General features: G+C 68.8%; 24 protein-coding genes, 1 tRNA gene and 1 pseudogene. 16 read left to right on the plus strand and 10 right to left on the minus strand.

Annotated features, from left to right (window positions below; genetic code table 11):
- Nucleotides 1-77 precede the first annotated feature (77 nt).
- A tRNA-Lys gene (locus DDE10_RS04590) sits at nucleotides 78-153 on the plus strand.
- A 62-nt stretch (nucleotides 154-215) separates the two neighbouring features.
- Here DDE10_RS04590 and DDE10_RS04595 read toward each other — a convergent pair.
- The gene (locus DDE10_RS04595; RefSeq protein WP_114951481.1) at nucleotides 216-632 is read right to left on the minus strand and encodes a GFA family protein; all 417 of its coding nucleotides are present in this window, start codon (nucleotides 630-632) and stop codon (nucleotides 216-218) included.
- Between the two features lie 176 nt (nucleotides 633-808).
- Here DDE10_RS04595 and DDE10_RS23330 point away from each other — a divergent pair, with 176 nt between their 5' ends.
- The 4 genes from DDE10_RS23330 (at nucleotide 809) to DDE10_RS04610 (ending at nucleotide 2,930) form a co-directional block, all read left to right on the plus strand.
- On the plus strand, nucleotides 809-976 hold the full coding sequence (locus DDE10_RS23330) for a hypothetical protein (RefSeq protein WP_162806287.1): 168 nt from the start codon (nucleotides 809-811) through the stop codon (nucleotides 974-976).
- Between the two features lie 83 nt (nucleotides 977-1,059).
- A complete protein-coding gene (locus tag DDE10_RS04600) occupies nucleotides 1,060-1,338 on the plus strand; it encodes a DUF6894 family protein (RefSeq protein ID WP_114951482.1) in 279 nt (92 codons plus the stop codon).
- Nucleotides 1,335-2,054, plus strand: a complete 720-nt coding sequence (locus DDE10_RS04605) for a Crp/Fnr family transcriptional regulator (RefSeq protein WP_114951483.1) — start codon at nucleotides 1,335-1,337, stop codon at nucleotides 2,052-2,054. The genes DDE10_RS04600 and DDE10_RS04605 overlap by 4 nt, the downstream gene beginning before the upstream one ends.
- Before the next feature lie 120 nt (nucleotides 2,055-2,174).
- Complete coding sequence (locus DDE10_RS04610) at nucleotides 2,175-2,930, plus strand: Crp/Fnr family transcriptional regulator (RefSeq protein WP_114951484.1); 756 nt, start codon at nucleotides 2,175-2,177, stop codon at nucleotides 2,928-2,930.
- Between the two features lie 153 nt (nucleotides 2,931-3,083).
- On the opposite strand, the gene DDE10_RS04615 is transcribed toward DDE10_RS04610, so the two are convergent.
- Nucleotides 3,084-3,350, minus strand: a complete 267-nt coding sequence (locus DDE10_RS04615; RefSeq protein WP_114951485.1) for a hypothetical protein — start codon at nucleotides 3,348-3,350, stop codon at nucleotides 3,084-3,086.
- Nucleotides 3,347-3,616 carry a hypothetical protein gene (locus DDE10_RS04620; RefSeq protein ID WP_114951486.1) on the minus strand — a complete coding sequence of 90 codons (270 nt, stop codon included), beginning with the start codon at nucleotides 3,614-3,616 and terminating at the stop codon, nucleotides 3,347-3,349. The genes DDE10_RS04615 and DDE10_RS04620 overlap by 4 nt, the downstream gene beginning before the upstream one ends.
- 347 nt (nucleotides 3,617-3,963) lie before the next feature.
- Here DDE10_RS04620 and infA point away from each other — a divergent pair, with 347 nt between their 5' ends.
- From infA to DDE10_RS04635, 3 genes are read left to right on the plus strand one after another with little or no spacing between them, the layout of a single operon-like run.
- Entirely contained in the window at nucleotides 3,964-4,209 is a 246-nt protein-coding gene (gene infA, locus DDE10_RS04625) for a translation initiation factor IF-1 (protein WP_284734437.1), read from the plus strand.
- Nucleotides 4,210-4,263: 54 nt separating this feature from the next.
- The gene (locus tag DDE10_RS04630; protein ID WP_114951488.1) at nucleotides 4,264-4,473 is read left to right on the plus strand and encodes a hypothetical protein; all 210 of its coding nucleotides are present in this window, start codon (nucleotides 4,264-4,266) and stop codon (nucleotides 4,471-4,473) included.
- Entirely contained in the window at nucleotides 4,470-4,697 is a 228-nt protein-coding gene (locus tag DDE10_RS04635; protein ID WP_114951489.1) for a hypothetical protein, read from the plus strand. Before DDE10_RS04630 ends, DDE10_RS04635 begins: the two co-directional genes overlap by 4 nt.
- 278 nt (nucleotides 4,698-4,975) lie before the next feature.
- Here the strand turns inward: DDE10_RS04635 and DDE10_RS04640 are convergent, their stop codons facing one another.
- Both DDE10_RS04640 and DDE10_RS04645 read right to left on the minus strand, forming a co-directional pair.
- A complete protein-coding gene (locus DDE10_RS04640) occupies nucleotides 4,976-5,182 on the minus strand; it encodes a cold-shock protein (protein ID WP_114951490.1) in 207 nt (68 codons plus the stop codon).
- 202 nt (nucleotides 5,183-5,384) lie between these two features.
- A complete protein-coding gene (locus tag DDE10_RS04645) occupies nucleotides 5,385-6,629 on the minus strand; it encodes a sensor histidine kinase (RefSeq protein WP_114951491.1) in 1,245 nt (414 codons plus the stop codon).
- A 998-nt stretch (nucleotides 6,630-7,627) separates the two neighbouring features.
- Here DDE10_RS04645 and DDE10_RS04650 point away from each other — a divergent pair.
- Nucleotides 7,628-8,182, plus strand: a complete 555-nt coding sequence (locus DDE10_RS04650; RefSeq protein WP_114951492.1) for a hypothetical protein — start codon at nucleotides 7,628-7,630, stop codon at nucleotides 8,180-8,182.
- A 331-nt stretch (nucleotides 8,183-8,513) separates the two neighbouring features.
- Here the strand turns inward: DDE10_RS04650 and DDE10_RS04655 are convergent, their stop codons facing one another.
- Nucleotides 8,514-8,720: a cold-shock protein gene (locus tag DDE10_RS04655; RefSeq protein WP_114951493.1), complete on the minus strand. Its 207-nt coding sequence runs from the start codon at nucleotides 8,718-8,720 to the stop codon at nucleotides 8,514-8,516.
- Nucleotides 8,721-8,915: 195 nt separating this feature from the next.
- Between DDE10_RS04655 and DDE10_RS04660 the strand changes: the two genes are divergently transcribed.
- The gene (locus tag DDE10_RS04660) at nucleotides 8,916-9,791 is read left to right on the plus strand and encodes a DUF4253 domain-containing protein (protein ID WP_114951494.1); all 876 of its coding nucleotides are present in this window, start codon (nucleotides 8,916-8,918) and stop codon (nucleotides 9,789-9,791) included.
- A gap of 38 nt (nucleotides 9,792-9,829) precedes the next feature.
- Here DDE10_RS04660 and DDE10_RS04665 read toward each other — a convergent pair whose 3' ends face one another.
- Complete coding sequence (locus DDE10_RS04665; RefSeq protein ID WP_284734438.1) at nucleotides 9,830-10,078, minus strand: SOS response-associated peptidase family protein; 249 nt, start codon at nucleotides 10,076-10,078, stop codon at nucleotides 9,830-9,832.
- Between the two features lie 41 nt (nucleotides 10,079-10,119).
- On the minus strand, nucleotides 10,120-10,647 hold the full coding sequence (locus tag DDE10_RS23335) for a hypothetical protein (RefSeq protein WP_162806288.1): 528 nt from the start codon (nucleotides 10,645-10,647) through the stop codon (nucleotides 10,120-10,122).
- A 356-nt stretch (nucleotides 10,648-11,003) separates the two neighbouring features.
- On the opposite strand from DDE10_RS23335, the gene DDE10_RS23715 reads away from it, so the two are divergent.
- The 6 genes and pseudogenes from DDE10_RS23715 (at nucleotide 11,004) to DDE10_RS04685 (ending at nucleotide 17,609) form a co-directional block, all read left to right on the plus strand.
- Complete coding sequence (locus DDE10_RS23715; protein ID WP_284734439.1) at nucleotides 11,004-12,425, plus strand: hypothetical protein; 1,422 nt, start codon at nucleotides 11,004-11,006, stop codon at nucleotides 12,423-12,425.
- A gap of 12 nt (nucleotides 12,426-12,437) precedes the next feature.
- Nucleotides 12,438-12,866, plus strand: a pseudogene (locus DDE10_RS24120) (McrB family protein); the annotation flags it as partial.
- A 90-nt stretch (nucleotides 12,867-12,956) separates the two neighbouring features.
- A complete protein-coding gene (locus DDE10_RS24125; RefSeq protein WP_490156900.1) occupies nucleotides 12,957-13,214 on the plus strand; it encodes a hypothetical protein in 258 nt (85 codons plus the stop codon).
- Complete coding sequence (gene mcrC / locus DDE10_RS04675) at nucleotides 13,211-14,386, plus strand: 5-methylcytosine-specific restriction endonuclease system specificity protein McrC (RefSeq protein WP_284734440.1); 1,176 nt, start codon at nucleotides 13,211-13,213, stop codon at nucleotides 14,384-14,386. Before DDE10_RS24125 ends, mcrC begins: the two co-directional genes overlap by 4 nt.
- A 600-nt stretch (nucleotides 14,387-14,986) precedes the next feature.
- Complete coding sequence (locus DDE10_RS04680; RefSeq protein ID WP_114951496.1) at nucleotides 14,987-16,384, plus strand: amidohydrolase family protein; 1,398 nt, start codon at nucleotides 14,987-14,989, stop codon at nucleotides 16,382-16,384.
- 208 nt (nucleotides 16,385-16,592) lie between these two features.
- A complete protein-coding gene (locus DDE10_RS04685; RefSeq protein ID WP_114951497.1) occupies nucleotides 16,593-17,609 on the plus strand; it encodes a rod shape-determining protein in 1,017 nt (338 codons plus the stop codon).
- 775 nt (nucleotides 17,610-18,384) lie between these two features.
- On the opposite strand, the gene DDE10_RS04690 is transcribed toward DDE10_RS04685, so the two are convergent.
- Both DDE10_RS04690 and rhaT read right to left on the minus strand, forming a co-directional pair.
- The gene (locus tag DDE10_RS04690) at nucleotides 18,385-20,229 is read right to left on the minus strand and encodes a glycoside hydrolase family 43 protein (RefSeq protein ID WP_114951498.1); all 1,845 of its coding nucleotides are present in this window, start codon (nucleotides 20,227-20,229) and stop codon (nucleotides 18,385-18,387) included.
- Nucleotides 20,230-20,721: 492 nt separating this feature from the next.
- Nucleotides 20,722-21,825, minus strand: a complete 1,104-nt coding sequence (gene rhaT, locus DDE10_RS04700; protein WP_114951500.1) for an L-rhamnose/proton symporter RhaT — start codon at nucleotides 21,823-21,825, stop codon at nucleotides 20,722-20,724.
- Nucleotides 21,826-22,010 lie beyond the last annotated feature (185 nt).

The following is a 22,010-nucleotide window of genomic DNA, read 5'->3' on the forward strand; positions in this document are numbered from 1 at the left end:
GTGTTGCATTCCGCCGCGACCCTCCCTAAATGCGCCTCTCGCGAGCGGCCCCGCCCTCGCGCTTGCCGCACGGCAATGGACGCATAGCTCAGTTGGTAGAGCAGCTGACTCTTAATCAGCGGGTCCTAGGTTCGAGCCCTAGTGCGTCCACCACCGCCTCCCCCGGCAGCCTATCCGCACGAACAAGTCTTCGGCCTTCGCCAGGAGGCCACGCGTCAGCCGGCCTCGGCAGGCGCGTGGGGGTGCGGGGGGAGGCGTTCGAACCGAGGCACCTCGTCGGCAATGTCGTAATAATCGCCTTTCTCGGCAGTGTGGACATGGACGGCGAGGCGGGTGCCGGTCGGTCCGTCGAAGGCGCCCATGGCGATGCCGGTCCAGTCGCGGCCGATCGGATCCCAGAAGAGCGAGGCGCCGCAGACACTACAGAAGCCACGGCGCGCCTTGGCCGAGGACCGGTACCAGGTGAGCTTGTCCTCGCCGCGGATCGTCAGCGCCGATCGTGGCACGTCGGCCGACACGAAGTAATGGCCCGAGCTCTTGCGGCAGGCGGTGCAGTGGCAGCCGTCCGGACCGGGCAGGTCGCCCGCGACCTCGAAGGTGATGGCGCCGCACAGGCAGGATCCATTGTGCATCGGGTCGGGCTCCGGCCGGTCGTTCAGGCCCCGGCTAGCGCCGCCGGATTGGCCTGACAATCCGCCAGTCGGCGTCACCCGCGGGCCACACCGGCCCGCAAAATCGCCGGCGAAGGCGCGCGGCGTCTGTCGCAAACCTCTGTTCCGCTGTAGATATTCCGGCGAGGTATCCGCTGATGTCGCTTCCCTGCCTGTTCGGCTTCCACCGCCCTTCCCTGAGCTCGATCGCCCGCCGGCCGCTCGGCCTGGTCGGGCTGTGCGAGGGCTGCGGACGGCCGATGAACAAGCCGGGCGACGGCAAATGGGCGCTCACCGATCCGCTCGACAAGCCGATCCGTTCCTAGCGGCGATTGCGCGCCGCGGCGGCTTCGAGGTTCGCCCGGAAGGCGATATTGAACAAGGCCGCCTGGCGTGAGTTGAGCCCGCCATGCCCCATTATTTCTTCCACGTCCGAAACCGCTTCGGCTACGTCGAGGACGAAGAGGGCAGCGAGCTTCCTGACCTCGAGGCGGCGCGCGCCCGCGCTATCGACGGGGTGCGATCGATGCTCAGCGAGGAAGCCCGGGCCGGCGAGATCGACCTGCGCGGACGCATCGAGGTGCGCGATCCGGCGGGCGCGCTCCTCCTCACCATCCCCTTCGCCGAGGCCGTCACGGTGCATACCGGCCCGCCCGCCGACGGATCGAAACCCGGGATCGCGGCATGATCGAACGCCACCTGATGAAGCTGCGGGCGCGCGACGAAGTGACGCCCGAGGAGGAGCAGGCGATCCGGTCGATCGTCCGCGAGCTTCGTCACGTTCGCGCCGACACGCGGCTCATCAGGGCCGGCGAGGTGCTGAGCGAGAGCACGATGCTGCTCGACGGCATCGCCTGCCGCTACAAGGACCTCCGCAACGGCGAGCGCCAGATCACCGAGCTCCACGTCGCCGGCGACTTCCTCGACCTGCACAGCTTCACCCTGAAGCGCCTCGACCACGACGTGCTGGCGCTGACCCGATGCACGATCGCGGTGGTGGCGCATGACGATCTGCGCCGCATCACCGACGACCATCCTCACCTCACCCGCCTCTACTGGTTCGGCACCAATCTGGACGCCGCCATCCACCGCGAGTGGGAATTGTCGCTGGGCCGACGCACCGCCGCGGCCCGGATCGCCCATCTCCTGTGCGAGCTCTACGTCCGGCTCGGGCTGGTCGGCCTGACCGACGGCTTCAGCTATCGGCTCGGCCTCACCCAGACCGACCTCGCCGAGTGCCTCGGCCTGACCTCGGTCCACGTCAACCGCATGCTCAAGGAGCTGCGCGAGGGGGGCCTGGTCGCGATCCGCGACGGGATGGTCGACATCGAGGATTGGGAGGGCCTGCAGAAGCGCGCCGAGTTCACCCCGGACTATCTCTACCTGGAACGGCGGCCGCGCTGACGCGGCCGCATTTGGCTCTCCTGCTGATCTGGGTTATACTACGATCATCACAGGACAGGCATCGGCGCTCCTGTGGCTGAGAGATGATCCGAGCTCCCGCCGAAAAAGGCGTGGAGCGCCATGACCCATTCGAACCAGAAGCCGCTATCCCTCTTCCTCGGCCGGTTGCTGAGACGATCGGAGCTCGCGCAGGCGGAGCGGCAGGCCGTGCTCGGCCTGAAGAGCCAGGTCGCGCAGGTCCGGGCGCATCGCGACATCGTCCTGCTCGGCGACCAGGTGAATAGTTGCTGCCTGGTCGTGGACGGGCTCGCGGCCCGGTTCGACCAGCTGGCGGACGGCCGCCGGCAGCTGACCGCCCTGCACATTCCGGGCGACATCTGCGATCTCCAGTCGGTGGTCGCGCCGGTGGCGAGCTGGGGCATCGAGGCGCTCACCACGACGACCGTGCTTCACGTCCCGCACGCCGAGCTGAAGCGGGTGGCGAGCGAGCATCCCGGGCTGGCGCTCGCTTTCTGGAGGGACACCATCGCCGACGCCTCGATCCTCGCGAAATGGGTCGTCAATCTCGGCCGCAAGAGTGCGCAGTCGCGGATCGCGCACCTGCTGTGCGAGATGGGGGTGCGGATGGAGCAGGCCGGCCTCGGCCGCCGCGCCGCCTTCGCCTTCGACATCACCCAGAACCAGCTCGCCGACGCGATGGGCCTCACCGCCGTCCACGTGAACCGGACGCTGCAGGCGATGCGCGGGGACGCGCTGGTTCGCTTCGCCGGCCGCACGGTCGAGCTCCACGATTGGGACCGCCTGGCCAGGATCGCCGAGTTCGACCCCGCCTTCCTGCAGGTGATGCGCGGCGAGCGGGAGCTCGTCGACGCCTGATATGTCGCGATTTCCGAGTCGTCGGATGGTCCCCACCCGACGAGACATCGCTCTGGCAGGCTGTGCTCCGACAGCATCGGAACGGCCGCTCCAGGCCGCTGGATTGCCGCGATTTTCGCGTTGCCGGACGATAAAGCCAGACTGCGCGTCGCGCTAGCGCGCCAGGCGCTCCGCCTCGGAGCGCGCCAGGCGCTCCGCCTCGGCATCGAGGGACTGCTTGGCCTGGGCGCGGCCGCGGGCACCGGCCGCTTCCAGCGAGGCGGCGCGGCGGGCGGTGTCGGCCTCCTCCTCGCGGTCGAGCGCGTTCTGGGTGTCGATCACCGAGGCGGTCGCGTCGTCCGAGGATTCGGAGCGGGCGCAGCCGGCGGCGGCGAGCGAAGCGGCGAGAAGGCAGGCGATGACGGGGAAGCGGTCCGTCATTCGGCCGACCCGTGGGTGCGCGCGCGGAACTTCGCCTCGAGCCGGTCGAGCATGTCGGCGCGCGCGGTCCAGGTGGCGGCGCTGTGGCGGAAGCGATCGGTCGCATGGCCGGCATCGGCGGCACCCGCCCGGTCGAGATCGGCGGCGGCGAGCGCCCGGCAGCCCTGCGGCGTGTCCTCGGGGCGCTTGCGCCGCGGCTCGGTGGCGCCGGGGCGCGCCGGCACCCCCGCCGCCGTGGCGGCCGTGTTGAGATCCTGATCGGTCATGAAGCTTCACCTTGCGGGCAAGCGGGAGCGCGAAGTCTCTCCCAGTCACATCCGTGCTTGCGGGGCGGAAGGGTGATGCGCCCTTCCTAGCACGGGCGCGCCCGGATGACCAATTGACGGCCACGAGCGGCCCTGCCCGCGCGGACGGACGCGGCGATCGGGCCGGTTTCTGGCCGTCCGCATTGCATCCGCGGCCTTTCGCGCCCATATCGGTGGGGCTGACGTTGCCTGCAACGGACCGGCGGCCTGTCGTGCCGCCCTCTCCCTTCCAAGCTGCTTGGCCCCGCGCCGCGAGGCCGCCGTGCGGGCATTGCCGTTGACGAGGAGCGCGGATGAAAGAGGAATTGATGACCCTTGAAGGCCGGATCGACGAGATCCTGCCAGACGGACGCTTCGGCGTCATGCTCGATAACGACCATCGGATCATCGCCTATACGGCGGGAAGGATGCGGCGCTACCGCATCCGATCGATCGTCGGCGACCGGGTCCATGTCGAGATGACCCCCTACGATCTCACCAAGGGCCGGATCGTCTATCGCGAGAAGATCGCGAGCGCCTCGCCCGGCGCGCGCCGCCAGTTCAGGCGGCGATGAGAAGGCGCGGCCCGGCCGCGCCTTCGAGACTTGCGAATGAAGAAAGACACTGACATGAGAGACCATCACAGACGGCAGAAATGGCCGCCGAGGCGCCAGGCGCCGGACGGCGCCGCGAGCCGCACCCATCCTTCCCCGCGTCCCGTCGCCGCAAAGGTGGCCGAGATCGTCCCGATCCTCGCAATCCCCGTCCTGGGCCTTGCCGCCCCCGGGACGCTGAGCCGCTTCGAGCTCGCCTCGATCGTCGAGGGAGTGGTCGGTTGAGCGGCGCGCCGGACCGCGACCGCGCCAAGACGCGCCCCTTCCTGATCGCGAAGGACGAGGCGGGCAGCTACCGCCTGACCGTGCGCGAGACGCGCTTCAACAGCCAGAATTTCCCGGTGGTGACCGCGACGATGGTCGACGAGCGATTCGAGACCGCCACCGCCGCGCGCAACTACGCCAAGGAAAAATATGGCGCCGTCGCGGGCGAGTTCGCGAACAAATAGGGGCGGGCAGCCTCGGGCTGCGTCACCCCGTTCGGGCTGAGCTTGTCGAAGCCCTTGTATCCTCCTTGCCGCAGAAGTGCAGGGAGGCCCTTCGACAGGCTCAGGGCGAACGGTAGTCCGGGTTGGGAAGTCCCAGTCCGAGGACGACTACGCCGCGAGGGGCAGCCATCCGAGCCTCCCGATCCCCACCGCAACGAAAAAGGCGGCCGGTTGCCCGGCCGCCTTTTTCTTGTCGACGGGGCGAAAGGCCTTGCGGCCTTGCGCCTGTCGGAGCGGGCTTACGCCTGCTCGAGGTTGACCGCGCTGGTCTTGCCGCGGCGGTCGGTCTCGAGCTCGTAGGACACGCGCTGGTCCTGGTTGAGCGTGCTCATGCCGGCGCGCTCGACGGCGCTGATGTGCACGAAGGCGTCGTTGCCGCCGCCTTCAGGCGCGATGAAACCATAGCCCTTCTGGGCGTTGAAGAATTTGACGGTGCCGATGGGCATATGCGTCTTCCTTTTCTGTGGCGCCGCCGGGATTGGCGGAATGCCGGTGCCGGAGTCGAGAGAAGGAAGAAGGAGCCGCAAAGCGCCGAAGACCGTCTATTTGCGACCGTAGCAGGTCCCAATGTGGGCCTTTTGGCGGCCGGATGCAAGGGCGGCGTCGACGGAAGGGGTGCCGATGGGCCCGGCAGCGAGGCAGGCCGTGTCAGGCGGACGGCAGGGTGAAGCAGAAGTCGGCGCCGCCCTCGGCGCGTGCCTCAGCCCAGATGTCGCCGCCATGGGCATCGACGATCGCGCGGCAGATGACGAGGCCGAGGCCGAGGCCGGAATCGCTGATCCGGATAGGATCGAACAGATCGCCGATCGTCTCCGCGTCCAGCCCCTCCCCGAAATCGGAAACGGCGATGCGGACGCGATCGATGCCGTGACGCCGGGCGGACAGGATCAGCCGCGGCTGGGCCACCCGCTCCATCGCCTGGCAGGCGTTGCGGATGAAATTGCCGAGCACCTGGACGATCTGGATGCGGTCGCCCTTGACCTGCTCGGCACCGGGATCGACCCGGGTCTCGACCGCGATCCCGGCCGAGATGCCGGCGGCTTCGGCGATCGCCAGCGCCTCCTCGAACATCGCGGCGACGGCGACCGCATGGTGATCGTTGCGGCCCTTGATCTGGTCGCTGATCCGCCGGACGATCCCGCCGGCGCGCAGCACCTGCCGGCGGGCCGCCTCGCACGCCTCGACCGCCTTGGCGGTATCGCGCGGGATCAGCAGCGGCGTCGCGGAGAGGAAGTTGGCGGCGGCGGTGAGCGGCTGATTGAGCTCGTGCGCCAGCGTGGCGACGATCGCCGTCATGCCGTCGAGCTGGTTCATCTCCGACAGGCGCGCGCGAAGCGCCGCCTTCTCGCGCAGGAGATCGCGCTGCCGGCGCATGTCCTCGAGCTCGCGCACCCGCTCGCGGGCGCGATGCTTGGCGAGGGCGACGTAGTGGCAGGCGGTGCGGAGGAAGGAGAGTTCGTCCTCCGCGAAGCAGGGCGCGGAGCGCCGGCCGAAGCCCAGCGTGCCGAGCAGCTCGTCATTCACCACCAGCGGCGTGCAGGCATAGCATTCGAGGCCGACCGCCTTGACGAAGGAGAGGCAAGGCTCGTCCGAGGCCTGTATGCCGATGCGGTAGATCGGCTTGCGCTCTTCGGCGACCATGCCGCAGACCGCCTGGCCGAAGGCGAGATCGGCTGCCTCCTCGGCCTGCTCCGGGCTGATGCCGTGATGGGCGACGAGGCGCAGCCGCCCCACGCCCGCCGCCTCGTAGTTGAAGAAGGCGTCGAGATCGAGCTCGTCACGCAGGATGTCGAAGATGCGGCCCGCCATGATCTGGGGGTCCATCGGCGACAGCAGCTCCTCCCCTACTCGGGCAAGGAGCTCGAGCAACCTCGCCCGACGCTCATCCGGCATTGACCACTCCCGGGAAGATGCGGCGATCCTGCACTCGAGAGCCAGGCATCCCGACAGATTGCATCAGCGTGACGGGCGCCTGGCCCGGCCGCGCGGCGCGAAGCCCGCCCCCCCATCATAGGCGGTACGGCGGGCGGCGCCGTCCAATTTTACGGTTTCCCTGGGGGTCGTCAATTTCGTCAATTTCAAAGGCGCGTTTCGCTCGCTCGGAGTGCCCGCCTGGGTGGGACGGGGGAAGGCGGGACGGGGAAAGGTGACGAAGGTGACGGGTGCCATCGGGTTCCGACGCGCCCCTTCGATAGGCCTCATCCCGCCCTTCGAGGCGCCGCGGACCGGCTTCGGCAGGCGCGACGGCGGCTCGGGAGGCGCGGGAGGCGCGGGCGGTGGCATAGGGCAAGGCGCCGATCGTGCCGCGGATGCGCGGCGGGCCCGGCGCCGGAGGGGCAGCCCTTCCGGAAGGGCTGCGCCGCCTGCGCCGGGCGCGTTCGCTACACATCTTCCGTTCGCGCCCTCGCGCCGGCGCGGGGGCAGCGATCGCTTCGCGGCGCTTCCCGCCTGGGCGCGCAAGGCGCTGGCGAAGGGCCGCATGGGGTTTCGACGATGTCAAAGCCTGAGAATTCGCGTCCGCGCGCTCCGCTGCAGCGGTGGGGGCCCGGGAAGAAAGCGTGTAGCAGAGAGCGTGGAACAAGTCAAGAACATCGGCTGCACTTCCCCCCTCTCCCCTTGCGGGAGAGGGAAGCGGCGAAGCCGCAGGGTGAGGGAGCGGCGGGAGTGGCGTGCGCGGGCGGCGGAGGGACTTCTTGCACTTCGTTCCCTCACCCCAACCCCTCTCCCGCAAGGGGAGAGGGGCTTTGACGGGGCGGGTCTTTATGCACTTCGTTCCCTCACCCCAACCCCTCTCCCTCGGGGGGAGAGGGGCTATGCGGCGGCGTCGGGCTTCGAGGGTTGCGCGGGCGGAACGATCGGGCGACAACCCAATTGCGGAGCGGGAGACGGGGATGAGGCTTGCTTTGGGATTCGCCGCGGCGGCGGCGGCGATCGCCGCGGTGGCCGGCTGCGGCGGCGGGCCGAGCGAGGCGGAGGCGATCGAGACTCTCGTGCGCGAGCAGCTGGCGGCGCAGGGCGTGGTCGAGGCGGTGGAGCTGGAGCCGGCCGGCGCCAATTCGATGGTGGGCCATGCGGTGATGCGCGACAATCTCGGCCGCGAGCGGCGGCTGAACTGCACCGCGCGGCGCGACGGCCAGGGCGGCTACGATTATGGCTGCGTGCAGACGATCGACGCGGGCACGATCGCCGAGATGGAGGCGATGATCCGCGAGCGGTTCGAGGCGATCGGCGAGGTCGACCAGGTCGAGCTGGCGCGGGTGGACGAGGACAATATGCGCGGCCAGATCGTCTATCGCGACCCCGCCCGCGGCGAGGTGCGCGCGCCGTGCCGCGCGGTCCGCGACGCGGCCGGCGACAGCCTGTTCAGCTGGCGCTGCGGCGAGGCGGCCGAGGCGTGGGCGGCGGAGCGGATGCGGGCGCGCGGGGCGAGCGACGGGACGCGGTAGCGGCGCTTCCAATCCTCCCCTTCGAGGGGAGGGGAACCGCCCGAAGGGCGGTGGTGGGGTGTCAGCGCCGGTGTCAGGCGACGTGACCGTGGATGGCGGTAACGCTGACACCCCTCCACCTTGATCAGCTGCGCAGCGCCCCGCGCTGCGCAGCTGCTTCCGGGGGAAGCAGCGACCTGATCAACGCTTGATCCCCCTCCCCTCGAAGGGGAGGATCTACGGCGCCTGGTCCACCAACGGAAAAGGCGGCCGGTTGCCCGGCCGCCTTTCCACTGTCCCGGCGGAGGGATCGCGAGCGATCCGTTCCGCGGGAGCCGACCCGCTGGCGCGGTCAGGCCTGCTGGATGTTGACCGCGCTGGTCTTGCCGCGCTGGTCCGTCTGCAGCTCGTAGGTCAGGCGCTGGTCCTGGACGAGGCTGTTCATGCCGGCCTTCTCGACCGCGCTGATATGGACGAAGGCGTCATTGCCGCCCTCTTCGGGCTGAATGAAACCGAAACCCTTCTGGGTATTGAAAAATTTGACTGTGCCGGTGGGCATGTCCGTCTTCCTTCTGCTGGACCCGCCGGAAATGGCGCGCCTTATGCCTGGGGAGCGAGAGAGGGAAGAAGGAGCCGCAAAGCGCCGAAGACCGTCTTTGTGCGACCGTAGCCGGGCTGATATGGGCGCGATGGGGTGGATAAGCAAGGCGAGGGCGGGAATGGGCGCCCGGCGGCACGAGCGAGGGGGAAACATATGCTGACACGGCGGACCCTGCTGGGCGGCCTGGCCGCCGGGGGATATGCGGCGCTGTCTCACCGGACATGGGCCGCGGCGATTCAGGCCGATCCCGGCCCGCCCCCGGCCGCGCCGCGCGCGGAGGCCGAAGCGGCACATGCACGGCGGATCGCCGCCTTGCCCGGGCGCCTGGTGACCGTCCCCGGCGGCGATGCCTGGGGCGAGCATCAGCGGATCGCCGCGGCCGGCGACGGCTGGCCGGTGATGATCGGCGACGATGCGGCGCTGGAGCGGATCGCCGCGCCGTTCGGGCCTGGCGATTCGGCGCCGGTCCCGGAGCCGGCGCGGGCGCGGACACGCACGCCGCGATCGCCGGCGGAGATCCTCGCCGCCGCCGAGCGGCTGCGCGCGCCGGAGCATTATCTCGGCTGGGAAGGCGGCTATCCGCCGGAGGATCTGACCGCGCCCGACGGCGAGTGGCCGAGCGACGCCGAGCTGGGAGAGGTCACCGTGCTCGGCCCCACCGTCCACACCGACCTGTCGACCGGACGCCTTTACGAGCTGGTCCACATCCTGGTGCTGCCGACGCGGTCGAGCTGGGAGGTGCCGGCCTATCTGCGCTGGGGCGGGTGGAATGCCTGCCCGCCCCCCGAATATCATGCCGCGGCGCTGCGTTCCTGGCACGAGCGCTACGGCGCCGAATTGGTCGGCATCAACGGCGACACCATGAACCTGCGCGCAGCGCGCCGGCCGGAGACGCGCGAGGCGGCGATGGCGCTGGCGCGCGAGCTCTACCGTTTCTGCCCCGATATCGTCGACCAGGGCGTCGGCACCCTCGCCCGCCTCGCCGCCGGGCTGATGGCGAGCGAATATTGGTATCTGTGGTGGGATTGAGGGCCCGTCCCCAGCACCCAGTCCCCAGTCCCCAGTCCCTACCCCACCCGCATCAGCTGCGACGGAAAGGGCTGCGCGAGCGAGCAGGCGTCCGCCGCCTCACCGTCCAGCCACCGATCATAATCCTCGGGCGCGAGGATGACCGGCATCGCCTTGGGGTGGAGCGGCGCGACCAGGGGATTGGGTTCGCAGGTCAAAAAGGCGAAACGGCGCAGGCCCTCGCTCACCCGCCAGATGCCGGCGAAGGCGCAGGGCGAGCACGTGGCCGGCGACCCGAACGCGAACATCGCCCTGTGCCTCTGCACGGCGCAGCAGGCTGAGTGCCTGTTCATGACTGACGTCGAGCATGCGCATCCAGTTGGATGTGAGGGCCGCCGCGCCCGCGTAACCGCTGCAGAGGGCGAGGAACACGGCGAAAGCGGCGGTGGCGGCGTCCGCCTGCGCTGTCATTCGCCGACGCGGGCGGCCTTCGGAGAGGTGTCCCATCTGCCCCCAGGAAGAAACGCACCCTTTCCCCCACTGCACGCAGCGTACTGGCGCTGAAGCGGCGGGGATACAGGCTCTCCAAACATTTTGCCATCTCGCGGAAGGAGATCGCTTCGCCTGGCTTTGCGGCAAGGATGACGGCCGCGGAGGCCCGAAGGATCGGATCCCGCGCCACCGCCAAGGCTCCAAGCAGAAGCGACGGGTTCTCCGCCGAATTCCAGAAGGCAAGCGCCGCCCGGGTAATCGGCGGCAGCGTATCCAGCGCATAAATTGCGGCCATGTCCAGCACACTACCCAAGCGAGCTGATTGCGGTCGCTTGCCGAGGATGTTCTCCTCGACGATCTTTTTTTCAGGGTTGCCCGGCTCCACGCTTCGGCCTCAACCCCTACTGCAGCGATCAGGCCGAAGCGTTGGACGCAAGAATGGTCTGCGAGGTGTGGACCGAACCTTCTTCCAGCCTGAATCCGAGCTGGCGGGAGTTGAGTGTGTGGGCAAACCACGCGTCAGGCGCGAGTGCAATTTCGTTGGTCACTATGTCACATTCGTTATGAAGATCGCCCGTCACGAGCGGCCTCACGTCTTACAGTTCTGCGGGGAAAATGCGATGGCAAGACGCCCCGCGCCAGGATGTCCTCCAAGCCTTGAAGGCTGGACATCCGCGTCGGCCAAGCTGAAACGCTCCAAGCGCTGCCCATGCGCACTGTTCACTCTCCAAGGAATAGCTGATGCTAAAATCCACCGCCGAGCTGCTCGAGCTCCATTCCGGCCCATTCCGCGCCCTGCTCGCCGGGGAGTGGGCCGAGTGGCGCCGCAACTATATCGAGCAGGTCCGCGCCGTTGCGGCGGCGGACGATTCGCGGTGGCTGGAGCCGTCCTTTCAGGAACGCCTTTGGGACAGTTCCTCCGTTTCCAGCGTCGGCCCCGGCCAGTCGGTTACTGTGGTCGAGGCATACTCCGACCAACAACTGGCGAGAAGGCTCTTCGAGGCGAGGAACTCGCTGGGCGGTGCCGACCCTGCACAGCGGGGCGCAGCGCTTCAGAAGCTTTATGACGATGTGCTGGCGGTGGTACACCCCCGCTACACGCCTCGTCGGCCGAAGGCGCGCCTGGTGCGGCTGCTTGCCGCCATGTTTCCCGACGACATGACCTGTCTCATGGATTCCGGCCGCACTCTGGGCGTGCAGCGTCTGCTAGGCGCGGCGCGCCAGCCAGGCGATTTCGTCGCGCAGAATCCCGCCATCCGTCAGCGGCTCTGCGACGTCCTCGGCGAGGCCCCCACCATCGAATCCAAAGTTGAACAGTCGATGTTCTCTTGGTTCCTTTGGCAGGAGGTGCTCGATCGCCCTGACGAAGGCGCGGTTCAGATCGCCCTTGCGAGCAGGGAAGCGAACGCGGTGCCTCCGTTCTCGCTACTCCCCGCAAGCGCACAGCGGCGGAGCCTGGCATCCGTGAGCGGCAATATCGACCTGCTTGTGGCGATGTTGCGCGAAGCCGAGCAGGGCATCAGTCGAGAAGATCTCGTGGCCGTAATCCTCTCGGAGGCGACACAGCTGAACGCCAGCTCGGCGGGAAACATCATCTCCCAGGCGATGGGAGGGCTTGGCCTGCTTCGGCTGGAGGGAAACACCTATCGTCCGACGGAACGAGGCATCGAGATGCTCACGGCTGAACACCCGGCGCACGTGCTTCGCGGTCCTCTAATCGGCCGGGTGTTCGGCATGGGGCACCTCCTACTCATGGTGCAGCGCCAGCCTGGCGAGCTCCGCCCGATCGACGTAAGCCAGCGCCTCAAGGACTTAGTCCCGACCTGGACCTCGACACAGCCTGGCTCCTACATCTACGCGTGGGCGAAACTGACGGGGCTTGTGCAGCTCGATCAAGGCGCCAATGGTCGCCTGCGGCTCACGGATGACGGAGAGGACTACGCGGCCGCTCTCCCACAGAATTTCGAAGAGTTGTGGCGCATCGGGCCCATCGAAGAAGACCTTGCGAGCAGCGATGCCATTCTGCCTCAACCCGAATCAGAAATCCCGGCGCCGCTCGACTATGGGGTCGCGGAGATCATGGCAGACGGCTGTTTTCTTGATGCCGGCTTCATAGATGCGGCACTGGACCTTTTGCGCCGCAAGAAGAACCTCATTCTTTAGGGTCCACCGGGCACGGGAAAAACCTGGCTCGCGAAGCGGCTTGGCTTTGCACTCATGGGCGCGCGAGACACTGAGCGGCTGGTCGCAGTGCAGTTCCAACCCTCACTTTCTTACGAAGATTTCGTCCGAGGGTGGCGGCCCGACGGTGCGGGAGGGTTGCGCTTGGCAGACGGCGTGTTCCTCGAAATCGTGGCGGCGGCTCGCGCTGACACTGACCGGCCGTACGTCCTCGTGATCGAGGAGATCAATCGCGGAAATCCGGCACAGGTGTTGGGCGAGATGCTCACTCTGATTGAGGATGGCAAGCGCTGCCCGGACGAGGCGCTGCGCTTGGCATATCCGCGAAGCGTCGGGGAACGCATCTACATTCCAGAAAACCTCCACATCATCGGGACGATGAACCTGGCTGACCGATCACTGGCCCTCGTCGACCTCGCGCTGCGCCGCCGCTTTGCCTTTCTATCGTTGAGGCCGCTCTTGAACGACGTCTGGCGCCGGTGGATCCTGGATCGCGGCTGCCCGCCGGATCTGGTGAACGGAATTGCGAGAGGCCTCGCGACCGTGAACGATGCAATCGCTGCCGATCGGTCGCTTGGCCCGGAGTACTGCGTCGGTCATAGCTTCGTCACGCCACTCGCTGCCCCCGGAACGGACGAAGCGGCTTGGACAAGCTGGCACAGCGAGGTCGTGCGAACGGAGATCGCGCCGCTAATCCGGGAATACTGGTACGATAGACCGGAGGAGGCTGAAGTTCAGATTGCCAAGTTGCATCTCGGAACCAGGGGGTGACGGCCGCAGCCCGCCGCATCGGCGATGGAGCGGCTTGGAGAAGCGAGGCCGGAATCCCGGTCCGCAACCTTTGGTTGCTGCTGGTCTACGCTTCCGACCTTGCCCGCTTTTTGGACAAAGCCGACGTGAAAGCCGAGGACGATGCGGAGATCGCGGACGTTCTGGCGAAGCTGCTGGTAGAGGTAGTCGAGAGGCGCCTCCGCCGGAGCCTGTCGCGGGCCTATATCCCTCGGGAAGCGGTGCTTACGCGCGTTCGTGGGCGTATCGACTGGCTGCGCACTGAAACGGGTCTGTTGCTTCAGCGCGGCAGCGTCGCCTGTCGCTTTGAAGACCATAGTCACGACACACCCCGCAACCGGATGGTTCGAGCGGCACTGGAAGCGATGCACGCGCGTCTGGGAAACCGCGCGCTTGCCCACGAGTGCGCCGGGCTCGCCAGCGTCCTTCGCCAGTCAGGGGTCTCCGCGGGCCGCCCCTCGCGCGCCGAAATGTCGCGGGACCAGATCGCTCGGCATGAGGATGACGACCGGCTGATGGTCAAGGTAGCGGAGCTTGCGTTGGACCTTGTGCTTCCTGGGGAAGGCGCCGGTGAGGACAGGGCGAGCCGCCTTGACCGTGACGAGCGGCTTCTGCGCCGAATTTTCGAAAGGGCTGTTGCAGGGCTCTACAAGCATGAGCTCCACGGTCGTGACGGCTGGCGGATATCGCCGCAGAAGGCTCTTCATTGGCAGGCGGAACTGCCTAGCCGAGGCATCTCCGCGCTTCTTCCTGGTATGGCAGCCGATATCGTTCTGCAGCACAGAAACAAACGCCGTGTGGTGCTCGATACAAAGTTCACGGGGATCCTGACCGCTCGACCTCACGGCGGAGAAGCACTGAAGAGCGCCCACATTTACCAGCTCTATGCATATCTCAGATCACAAGCCGGCCAAGGAGATGCTCTTGCCGACACGGCGGAAGGGATACTCCTACACCCTTCGATTGAGCGCCACGTGGATGAGGCCGTGACCATCCAAGGTCACCGTTTCCGCTTTGTAACCGTCGATCTGTCAGCACCCGCCGAGGACTTACGAGAAGCTATCCTGGCTATCATTCTTCAAAACGACGGGATGACATCGTCCGTCGCCGCCCAAGCGGGCGCAACATTGCCGGGATGGCCCTCAACCCGCTAGCGTCATTCAGGGGGCGAGATGTGAATGCGAAGGACGCGACCGCCGCGTTCCTGAAACTCCTTCGTGCACTAATCGCGGAACACCCAGACAGGATCGCGCAGATAGCTACGGCTGCAAAGGGACGTACACGGAATCATATCGCGAGTGCGGTAAGCGAGGTCTATCCAGACCGACCCGATCTCATTCACACTGTCGTGGAGCTTGTTCCCGGCTGGTACGTGGGCACGAACATCGCGAACCGAGAGAAGCATCGGATCATCAGGGCCTCCTGCCAAGCGACGGGGGGTGACCTTCGGAACAGAAATCGTATTTGAATTGCCGAATACGTGAGGTGGGCGGCTCTCGACGATCATCCGCCATTCGCTCGAAGGATCTCAGCACGGCCGAGATAAGCTCCAATTCAGCGGAACCGGATGCGGATCGGTGTCCCTGACCGATCACAGACCCGCCTCGTCGAACGCAAGGCTTGACTCGATGGCTGAGATGACCCTTCGCAACCATCGGCCAGCTCCCCGATCAAGGGTTCGGGATCGCTGCTGCGGTCGCTCCACATTCTCAATCGTCGATATCCTAGCGCCGGCCGATGCTATGCGGCAGCCCATGAACATCTCCCAACTCATCCACCGCCACCTCCCGGCCAGCCTTCAGCTCGCGGCGATTTTCCTCCTCGCCTGGATCGCGGCGCCCGCGGCCGCGCAGCCTGCGGCCGGTCCGGCAGCACCGTCGGCGACCCTCTTCGTCAACGTCAACATCGTCCCCATGGGACGCGAGACCGTCCTTCGCGGTCAGAGCGTGCTCGTCCGGGACGGGCGGATCACGGCGATCGCGCCGGCGCTGGCGGCGCCGGCGGGGGCGCGGGTGATCGACGGCGGCGGGGGCTATTTGCTGCCGGGGCTGGCGGACATGCACGTCCATGTCCGCGACCGGGAGACGCTGGCGATGCTGCTGGCGAGCGGGATCACGACCGCGCTCGACATGGGCGAGGCGCCCAATGCGATGGTCGGGCGAACGCGGGCGGCGGTGGCGCGCGGCGAGGTGCCTGGGCCGCGGCTGCTCGCCGCTTTGGCCGTCGACGGATCGCCGCGCTTCGGCCACCTCGTCGTGCCTTCGGCGGAGGCGGCGCGATGGGCGGTGCGCCTTGCCAAGGCGAACGGCTACGACTTCATCAAGGTCTATAACGGCCTGTCGAGCGAGGCGTTCGCCGCCTTGGCGGAGGAAGGGCGCGCGGCGGGGCTGCCCATCGTCGGCCACAGCGTCGAGGCGGTCGCGCTGGAGCGGCAGATCGCGGCCGGCCAGGCGATGGTCGCCCATCTGGAGGAGTTCCTCTACGCATTCTTCCGGATGCCGGAAGGCGACGATGGCCAGGCGGCGCCGGACGAAAGCGAGATCGTCCGCGCCGTCGCCTCCATTAGGGCGAGCGGCGTCGCCGTAACCGCTGATCTCGCCACCTACCAGGCGATCGCCGGCCAATGGGGCCGCCCGGAGCAGGTGCAGGCCTATCTGGACATGCCGGAGGCGCGCTTCCTGTCGCCCGCCGACAGGATCGACTGGCGGCGGAGCGGCTATCAGCGGCGGACCGGCAGCCTGGCGGAGCGGGCGGCCTTTCTCGGCCGCTTCGCGCGAGCGCTGGCCGGAGCGGACGCGCTCCTCATCGCCGGGACCGACGCGCCGACCATCCCGGGCTTGGTGGCGGGCGACGCGCTGCACCGCAACCTCGCCGCGCTCGAGGCGGCGGGGCTCAGCCGCCACCAGGCGCTGGCCACGGCGACAAGCGGGCCGGGGCGGTTTGTCGCGCGGGCGATGCCGGGGAGCGGGACGTTCGGGATCATCGCGGAGGGGGCGCGGGCCGACCTTCTGCTCGTCGAGGGCAATCCGCTCGAGGATCTGGCGGTGCTGCGGCGGCCGATCGGGGTGATGGCGGCAGGGCGTTGGCACGATGCGGCAGCGCTGGCGGCGCTGCGCGAGGGGGTGGCGGAGGTTTATTCCGGGGCGGAGTGAGGGGACTGGGCGGAGGGGGGCGAAGGGCGACTGATTCCTCGCGTGGCACGGTCGCTCGCCCTCACCCCGGCCCTCTCCCGGGGGGAGAGGAGGCGTCGCCCTCACCCCGGCCCTCTCCCGGGGGGAGAGGGGGAAGAAGCGGCCGTCCGCCCTTCCCTCCGGCTCACCCGCTTCGCTTCCGCCACAATTGGCTGCTACAGCCCGGCGCATGTTCTTCCATGCCTCCTCGACCGGCCGCCATGCGCGTGCCGACATCGCCATCGATTTCGGGACGGCGCGGACGACCGTGCTGATGGCCAGCGGGGACGTCGCGTTCGACGAGCCCTCGCTCACCTGCTTTCGCGGCTTCGATGCGGTGCCGGCCTTCGTCGCCGCCGGGGCCGAGGCGGAGCGCTATGTCGGGCGGGTGGCGAAGCCGCTGAAGATCGTGGCGCCGCTGCGCGAGGGCGTGATCAGCGACATGGACGCGGCGCGCGAGCTGCTGCGCTATGCGACGCGGGAGGTGCGGCCGCGGCGGCGGTTCGGGCGGACGCGGGCGCTGATCGGGGCGCCGGCCGACGCGACCCCGGCCGAGAAGAGGTCGCTCGCCGCGGCGGCGATGGATGCCGGCATCAGCCATCCCGAGATCGTGCCCGAGCCGCTGCTGGCGGCGGCGGGGGCCGGGATCGAGCTGGAGGCGCCGCGCGGGGCGATGGTGGTCGATTGCGGCGCCGGCGTGGTCGAGGCGGTGGTGGTGTCGCTGGGCGGCGCCTGCGCCTCGGGGAGCGTGCGCGGCGGCGGCGCGGGGCTCACCCGCGCGCTCATCGATCACCTGCGCATCCGCCACCATTTCCGGATCGGCTTCGCCTCGGCCGAGCGGCTGAAGCTCGACGTGTCGCGACGGCTGGCGGCGGACGAGATCGAGGCGCAGGTCTCGGTCAGCGGGCTGGAGAGCGCGCGCGGGCTGCCGCGGACGATCGAGCTGCCGGTGGCCGAGCTCGCCCATGTGTGGGAACGCGATCTCGCCGCGATCACCGAGATGGTCCGCGAGGTGCTCGGCCGCACGCCGCCCGAGCTGTCGCAGGACGTGCTCGAGGAAGGGCTGCTGCTGACCGGCGGGGCGGCCGAGACCGCCCTGCTGGCGCGGCGGATCGAGGAAGGGACCGGCGTGCCGACCCGGGTCGCGGACAATGCGCGCGGCGCCGTGGCCGAAGGGCTGCGGATGCGGATGGGGGAGCGGGTCTAGGGTTCGGGCCCGAGGCGGGGGGCGTTCGGCGGGAGCCCATTTGTCCCGACGGCGGGAGCCCACTTGCCCTGAGCGACGCTCCATAGACCGTTCGTCCCGAGCCCTTCACGCCGCCTGCGGCGTCGCTCAGAACAGGCGAAGTCGAGGGGCGCACCTGAGGCATTCATGCCGGGCGCCCTGCGCGCCCGCTGTGCCAGCGCCCCTCGACTACGCTCGGGACGATCGAGTTACGGGTTTGGCTTTAACTCAGTCTGCGCCCATTCACTTAACCCCTCAGTTCACCCTTTGGCTTCGCTCAGGACAGGCTCAGGACAGGCTAACGCGAGGGGCGCAACTGAGATGTTCATGCCGGGCGCCCTGCGCGCCCGCTGTGCCAGCGCCCCTCGACTACGCTCGGGACGAACGCGTTCTGGGTTTGGCCTGGACTCGGACCGCGCGACTCGAGTTCGCCCTTAGTCTCCCAGGAGTGGGTCGGACGAATGAGCGTGGGCCGGGCTTTGGCTCGGTCAGCGCCTCTCCACTTCGCCCTTCGGCTTCGCTCAGGACGAACGAGATCAGGTCACGGCGGGGCCACAGCCCGTGGCGCTCCGAGGCCATGACAAACCTCCAGCACCGAACACCCTCACCCTGCCCTCTCCCTCCAGGGAGAAGGTGACTGGTGCCTCTCCCTCAAGGGAAAGGTGACTGGGGCCGGCTGGGCTCGTCGCCGCCTCGTATTCGGGGTCCCTGAAATACGCTTCGCAGGGTCCCCTCCTCGCCAAGGGCTGTGGAGGGATCAGGGGAGCTCGTCGGCGGTTTCGACGCGCCACCAGTCGACGTCGATCCAGCCGCTCGGCGGGGCGGCGTAGTCGGCCGACTTGTGGAAGGTGAACAGGGCCGGCCTGGCGCCTTTCCACCAGGAGAAGCGCAAGGCGACGGGGCCGCCCATGCCGGTGAAATTGCGGCCGCCGTCGAGGCTGTAGCTGAAATGGGCCTGCTGGTCGGGAGTCACCTCGACGCGCAGGTCGACCATGGCGGGGCGGCGGGAGGCGGCGGCGCCCAAGCGGGCGGAGTCGAGCCGGATCGCGCCGGCCGGAATGACCGGGCCCAACGTCTCCGCGCCTTCGACGGCGAAGGCGATGCGGGTGGCGCCCTGTTCGCGGACGAGGCCGAGCCAGGAGGGGCGGGTCTGCAGCATCGTGATGCCGGCGCGCTGACCGTCGGCCATCCGGCTCGCGTCGATGCGGGCGGTGGCGCGCATGCGCGGGCCCTGGAGGATCTGGGTCAGCGTGTTGCGGGCGGTGACGAGATGCTCGGCCGGGAGCGCGCGCAGGCGCAGCCAGCCGGGGCGCTCGGTCAGGCTCCAGCCGGCGGCGACCGGATTGTGGTTCCATTCCCATTGGTGGCCGAGCGTCGCGGCGTCGAACTCGTCGCTGTCCTGGATCCTGGCCGAGGGATCGGGCGGGTATCCGGTGTCGGGCATCGGGTGGGTCATGACCGGCTGGCCGGAGACGCGGCCGGGGATCGGATCGCCCATGACCGGCCAGCCGTCCTGCCAGCGCACCGGCTGGAGATAGGTGATCCGGCCGAAGGCGCCGGTCGAGTTGAAATGGACGAACCAGCCCTGGCCCGACGGAGTCTCGACATAGCCGCCCTGGTGCGGCGCCTGGACCGGGGTACTGCCCTGCTCGAGCACCACCCGCCATTCGTAGGGGCCCTGGATGTCGCGGGCGCGGCCGACCGCCTGCGGGCCGGTCTCGACGCCGCCGATCGGGGCGAAGATGTAGTAATAGCCGTCCCTCCTGTGGAGCTTGGGGCCTTCGAGGATCGGCAGGTTGACCGGATCCTCGGCGACCACCCTGCCCTCGTCGAGCACGCGCGTGCCGTCGGGGCTCATCCGGCGCAGGATGAGCGGGCCGGCGCCGACGCGCGAGTGGATCAGCCAGGCGCTGCCGTCCTCGTCCCAGAAAGGCGCGGGATCCTCGAGCCCGGCCTCGGCGACGAGGGTGACGGGCGCGGTCCACGGCCCCTCCGCGCGCTCGGCGCTGGACATGAAGATGCCCTCGGTCGGCGTCGCCCAATAGACGTGGAAACGGCCATTGTGGTGGCGAATGGCCGGCGCCCACACGCCGGCGGCGTAGCGCAGGCCCGGGCCGACCGGGCGCTGGGTGGCGTCGGTCAGGGTGAAGGGCGGCACCATGTCATATTCGGGCGCGAACGGGAGGCGCGGGAGAACGTGGCCGATGATCGTCCAGTGGACGAGATCGCGGGACCTGAGGACCGGGATCCCGGGCGAGAAATGGAAGCTCGAGGCGATCATGAAATAGTCCTCGCCGACGCGGATGACGTCGGGGTCGGAATAATCGGCGTGGATGATCGGGTTGGTATAGGTGGCGGGAGCGGTGGCGCTGGTGGCGGCGCAGGCGGACAAGGCGAGCAGGAGCGAGGCGGCGAGCGCGGGCGCCAGGCGGCGGTGCGGCGGAGCGGGTGGCCGCAGGCGCCGGCGGGGTGGGGAGTCGGCTTGGGCCCGTGCCCCTTCGACGCCGCCTGCGGTGTCGCTCAGGACAGGCCCTTCGACGCCGCCTGCGGCGTCGCTCAGGGCAGGCTTCGCAGGGGCGACGGTGGTGAGGTGTTCGCGCATCTTCCGGATCCTTCGCTTCTTGCCCCTCCCCCTGGAGGGGGAGGGTTGGGGTGGGGGTGTCGGGCGTTGGCGGAAAATCCCGGGCCGCCGAGCACCCTCACCCCAACCCTCTCCCTCAAGGGAGAGGGGGTCTTGTCAGGGCGCTACGTCGCCAGGGGCGGTTAAGGCGGAGCAGTAGCCGCAGGCGCCGGCGGGGTGGGGAGTCGGCTTGGGCCCGTGCCCCTTCGACGCCGCCTGCGGTGTCGCTCAGGACAGGCCCTTCGACGCCGCCTGCGGCGTCGCTCAGGACAGGCCCTTCGACGCCGCCTGCGGCGTCGCTCAGGACAGGCTTCGCAGGGGCGACGGTGGTGAGGTGTTCGCGCATCTTCCGATCCTTCTTCTCCCTCTCCCTCGAGGGAGAGGGTCGGGGTGAGGGTGTTCGGGGCCGGCGGATGAATCTCGAACGCCGAGCACCCCCACCCTTCCCTCCCCTCCAGGGGGAGGGTCTTCGCTTCAGGTGGCGAGGCTGTTGCCGTAGCCGATGACGATGGTGGCCAGGACGAGGAGGCCGACGCCCGACCAGACCGTCGCCTTCACCCGCGGCGCCGCGTCCTTCCATTCGCGGAAGGCGAAGCCCCACAAGGTGCCGAAGATGATGATCGAGGCCATGTGCAGCGTCCAGGAGGAGAAGCCGTAGCGGCCCATCTGGCTCTCCCCCATCGTGTAGAAGAAGAACTGGAAATACCAGGCGCTGCCGGCGATCGCGCAGAGCAGGAAGTTGAGCCCGAGCGGCGGGCGGGCCGGCGCGGCCGGCGCGGCGGAGAGGGCGGCGGCGGGCGGACCGAGCGGCGCGGCGCGGCCGAGCCACTGGCCGAAGCTGCGATTGCGCCCGATCAGGATCGCGCACCAGACCGAATTGGTGACGAGGCCGCCGAACATGACCAGGCACAGGACCGGCAGGCCGGCCCAGAGCGGCCCCGTCCCGGCCGCCGCCGACAGCGCCCCGACCGGCTCGCCGGCGGCGAGGCCGAAGGCGAAGCAGGAGGACATGATGCCGGAGAAGATGGCGACCCAGATGCCCTTGCGGAAATCGAACTCGGCGACCGCCTCGGCCTTCTGGTCGGGGCTGAGGGCGGAATCCTTGGCCGATCCCGCCAAGGCGACGACGACGATGCCGGCCAGGGTGACGAGGATGCCGGCAAGGACGATGTTGCCGCTCGTCGTCGCCAGCAACTTGTCGGCGAAGTCGCCCTGGAAGAGCGGCGGGATCAGGGTGCCGAAGACGGTGCACAATCCCAGCACCACCGCCATGCCGAGCGACAGGCCGAGATAGCGCATGGTGAGCCCGTAGGTGAGCCCGCCAAAGCCCCACAGCATGCCGAAGACCACCGGCCAGACGAGGGCCGGCGCGTCCGCGGCGGCGAGGACGCCGAGAAGGTCCTCGGTGCGCAAGGCGGCGACGATCCAGGGCACGAACAGCCAGGAGAAGAGGCCGGCGGTCAGCCAGTAAATCTCCCAGGACCAATGCCGCACCCAGCGGAACGGCACGTAGAAGCTCGCCGAGGCGAGGCCGCCGAGCCAGTGGAAGAGGAGTCCGAGCAGGGGATTGGGGGTCATGAGCGGGTCCTCTGGCTGTCGGGGCGAGGGGCGTTTCCGGATGCGGCCGCGCGGGCGGCGGCGTGGGGCTGGATTGCACGCGAAGCCGCGAAGACGCGAAGGAGGGCGCGGCTTCTCGGGTCGACCTTTTGCTGGTGGCGGCGGCGCGGGCGGAGAGGCCGTTCGTGGTCCACGCGAAGACGCAA

This window comes from Sphingosinicella terrae (assembly GCF_003347635.1).
Taxonomy (GTDB): domain Bacteria; phylum Pseudomonadota; class Alphaproteobacteria; order Sphingomonadales; family Sphingomonadaceae; genus Allosphingosinicella; species Allosphingosinicella terrae.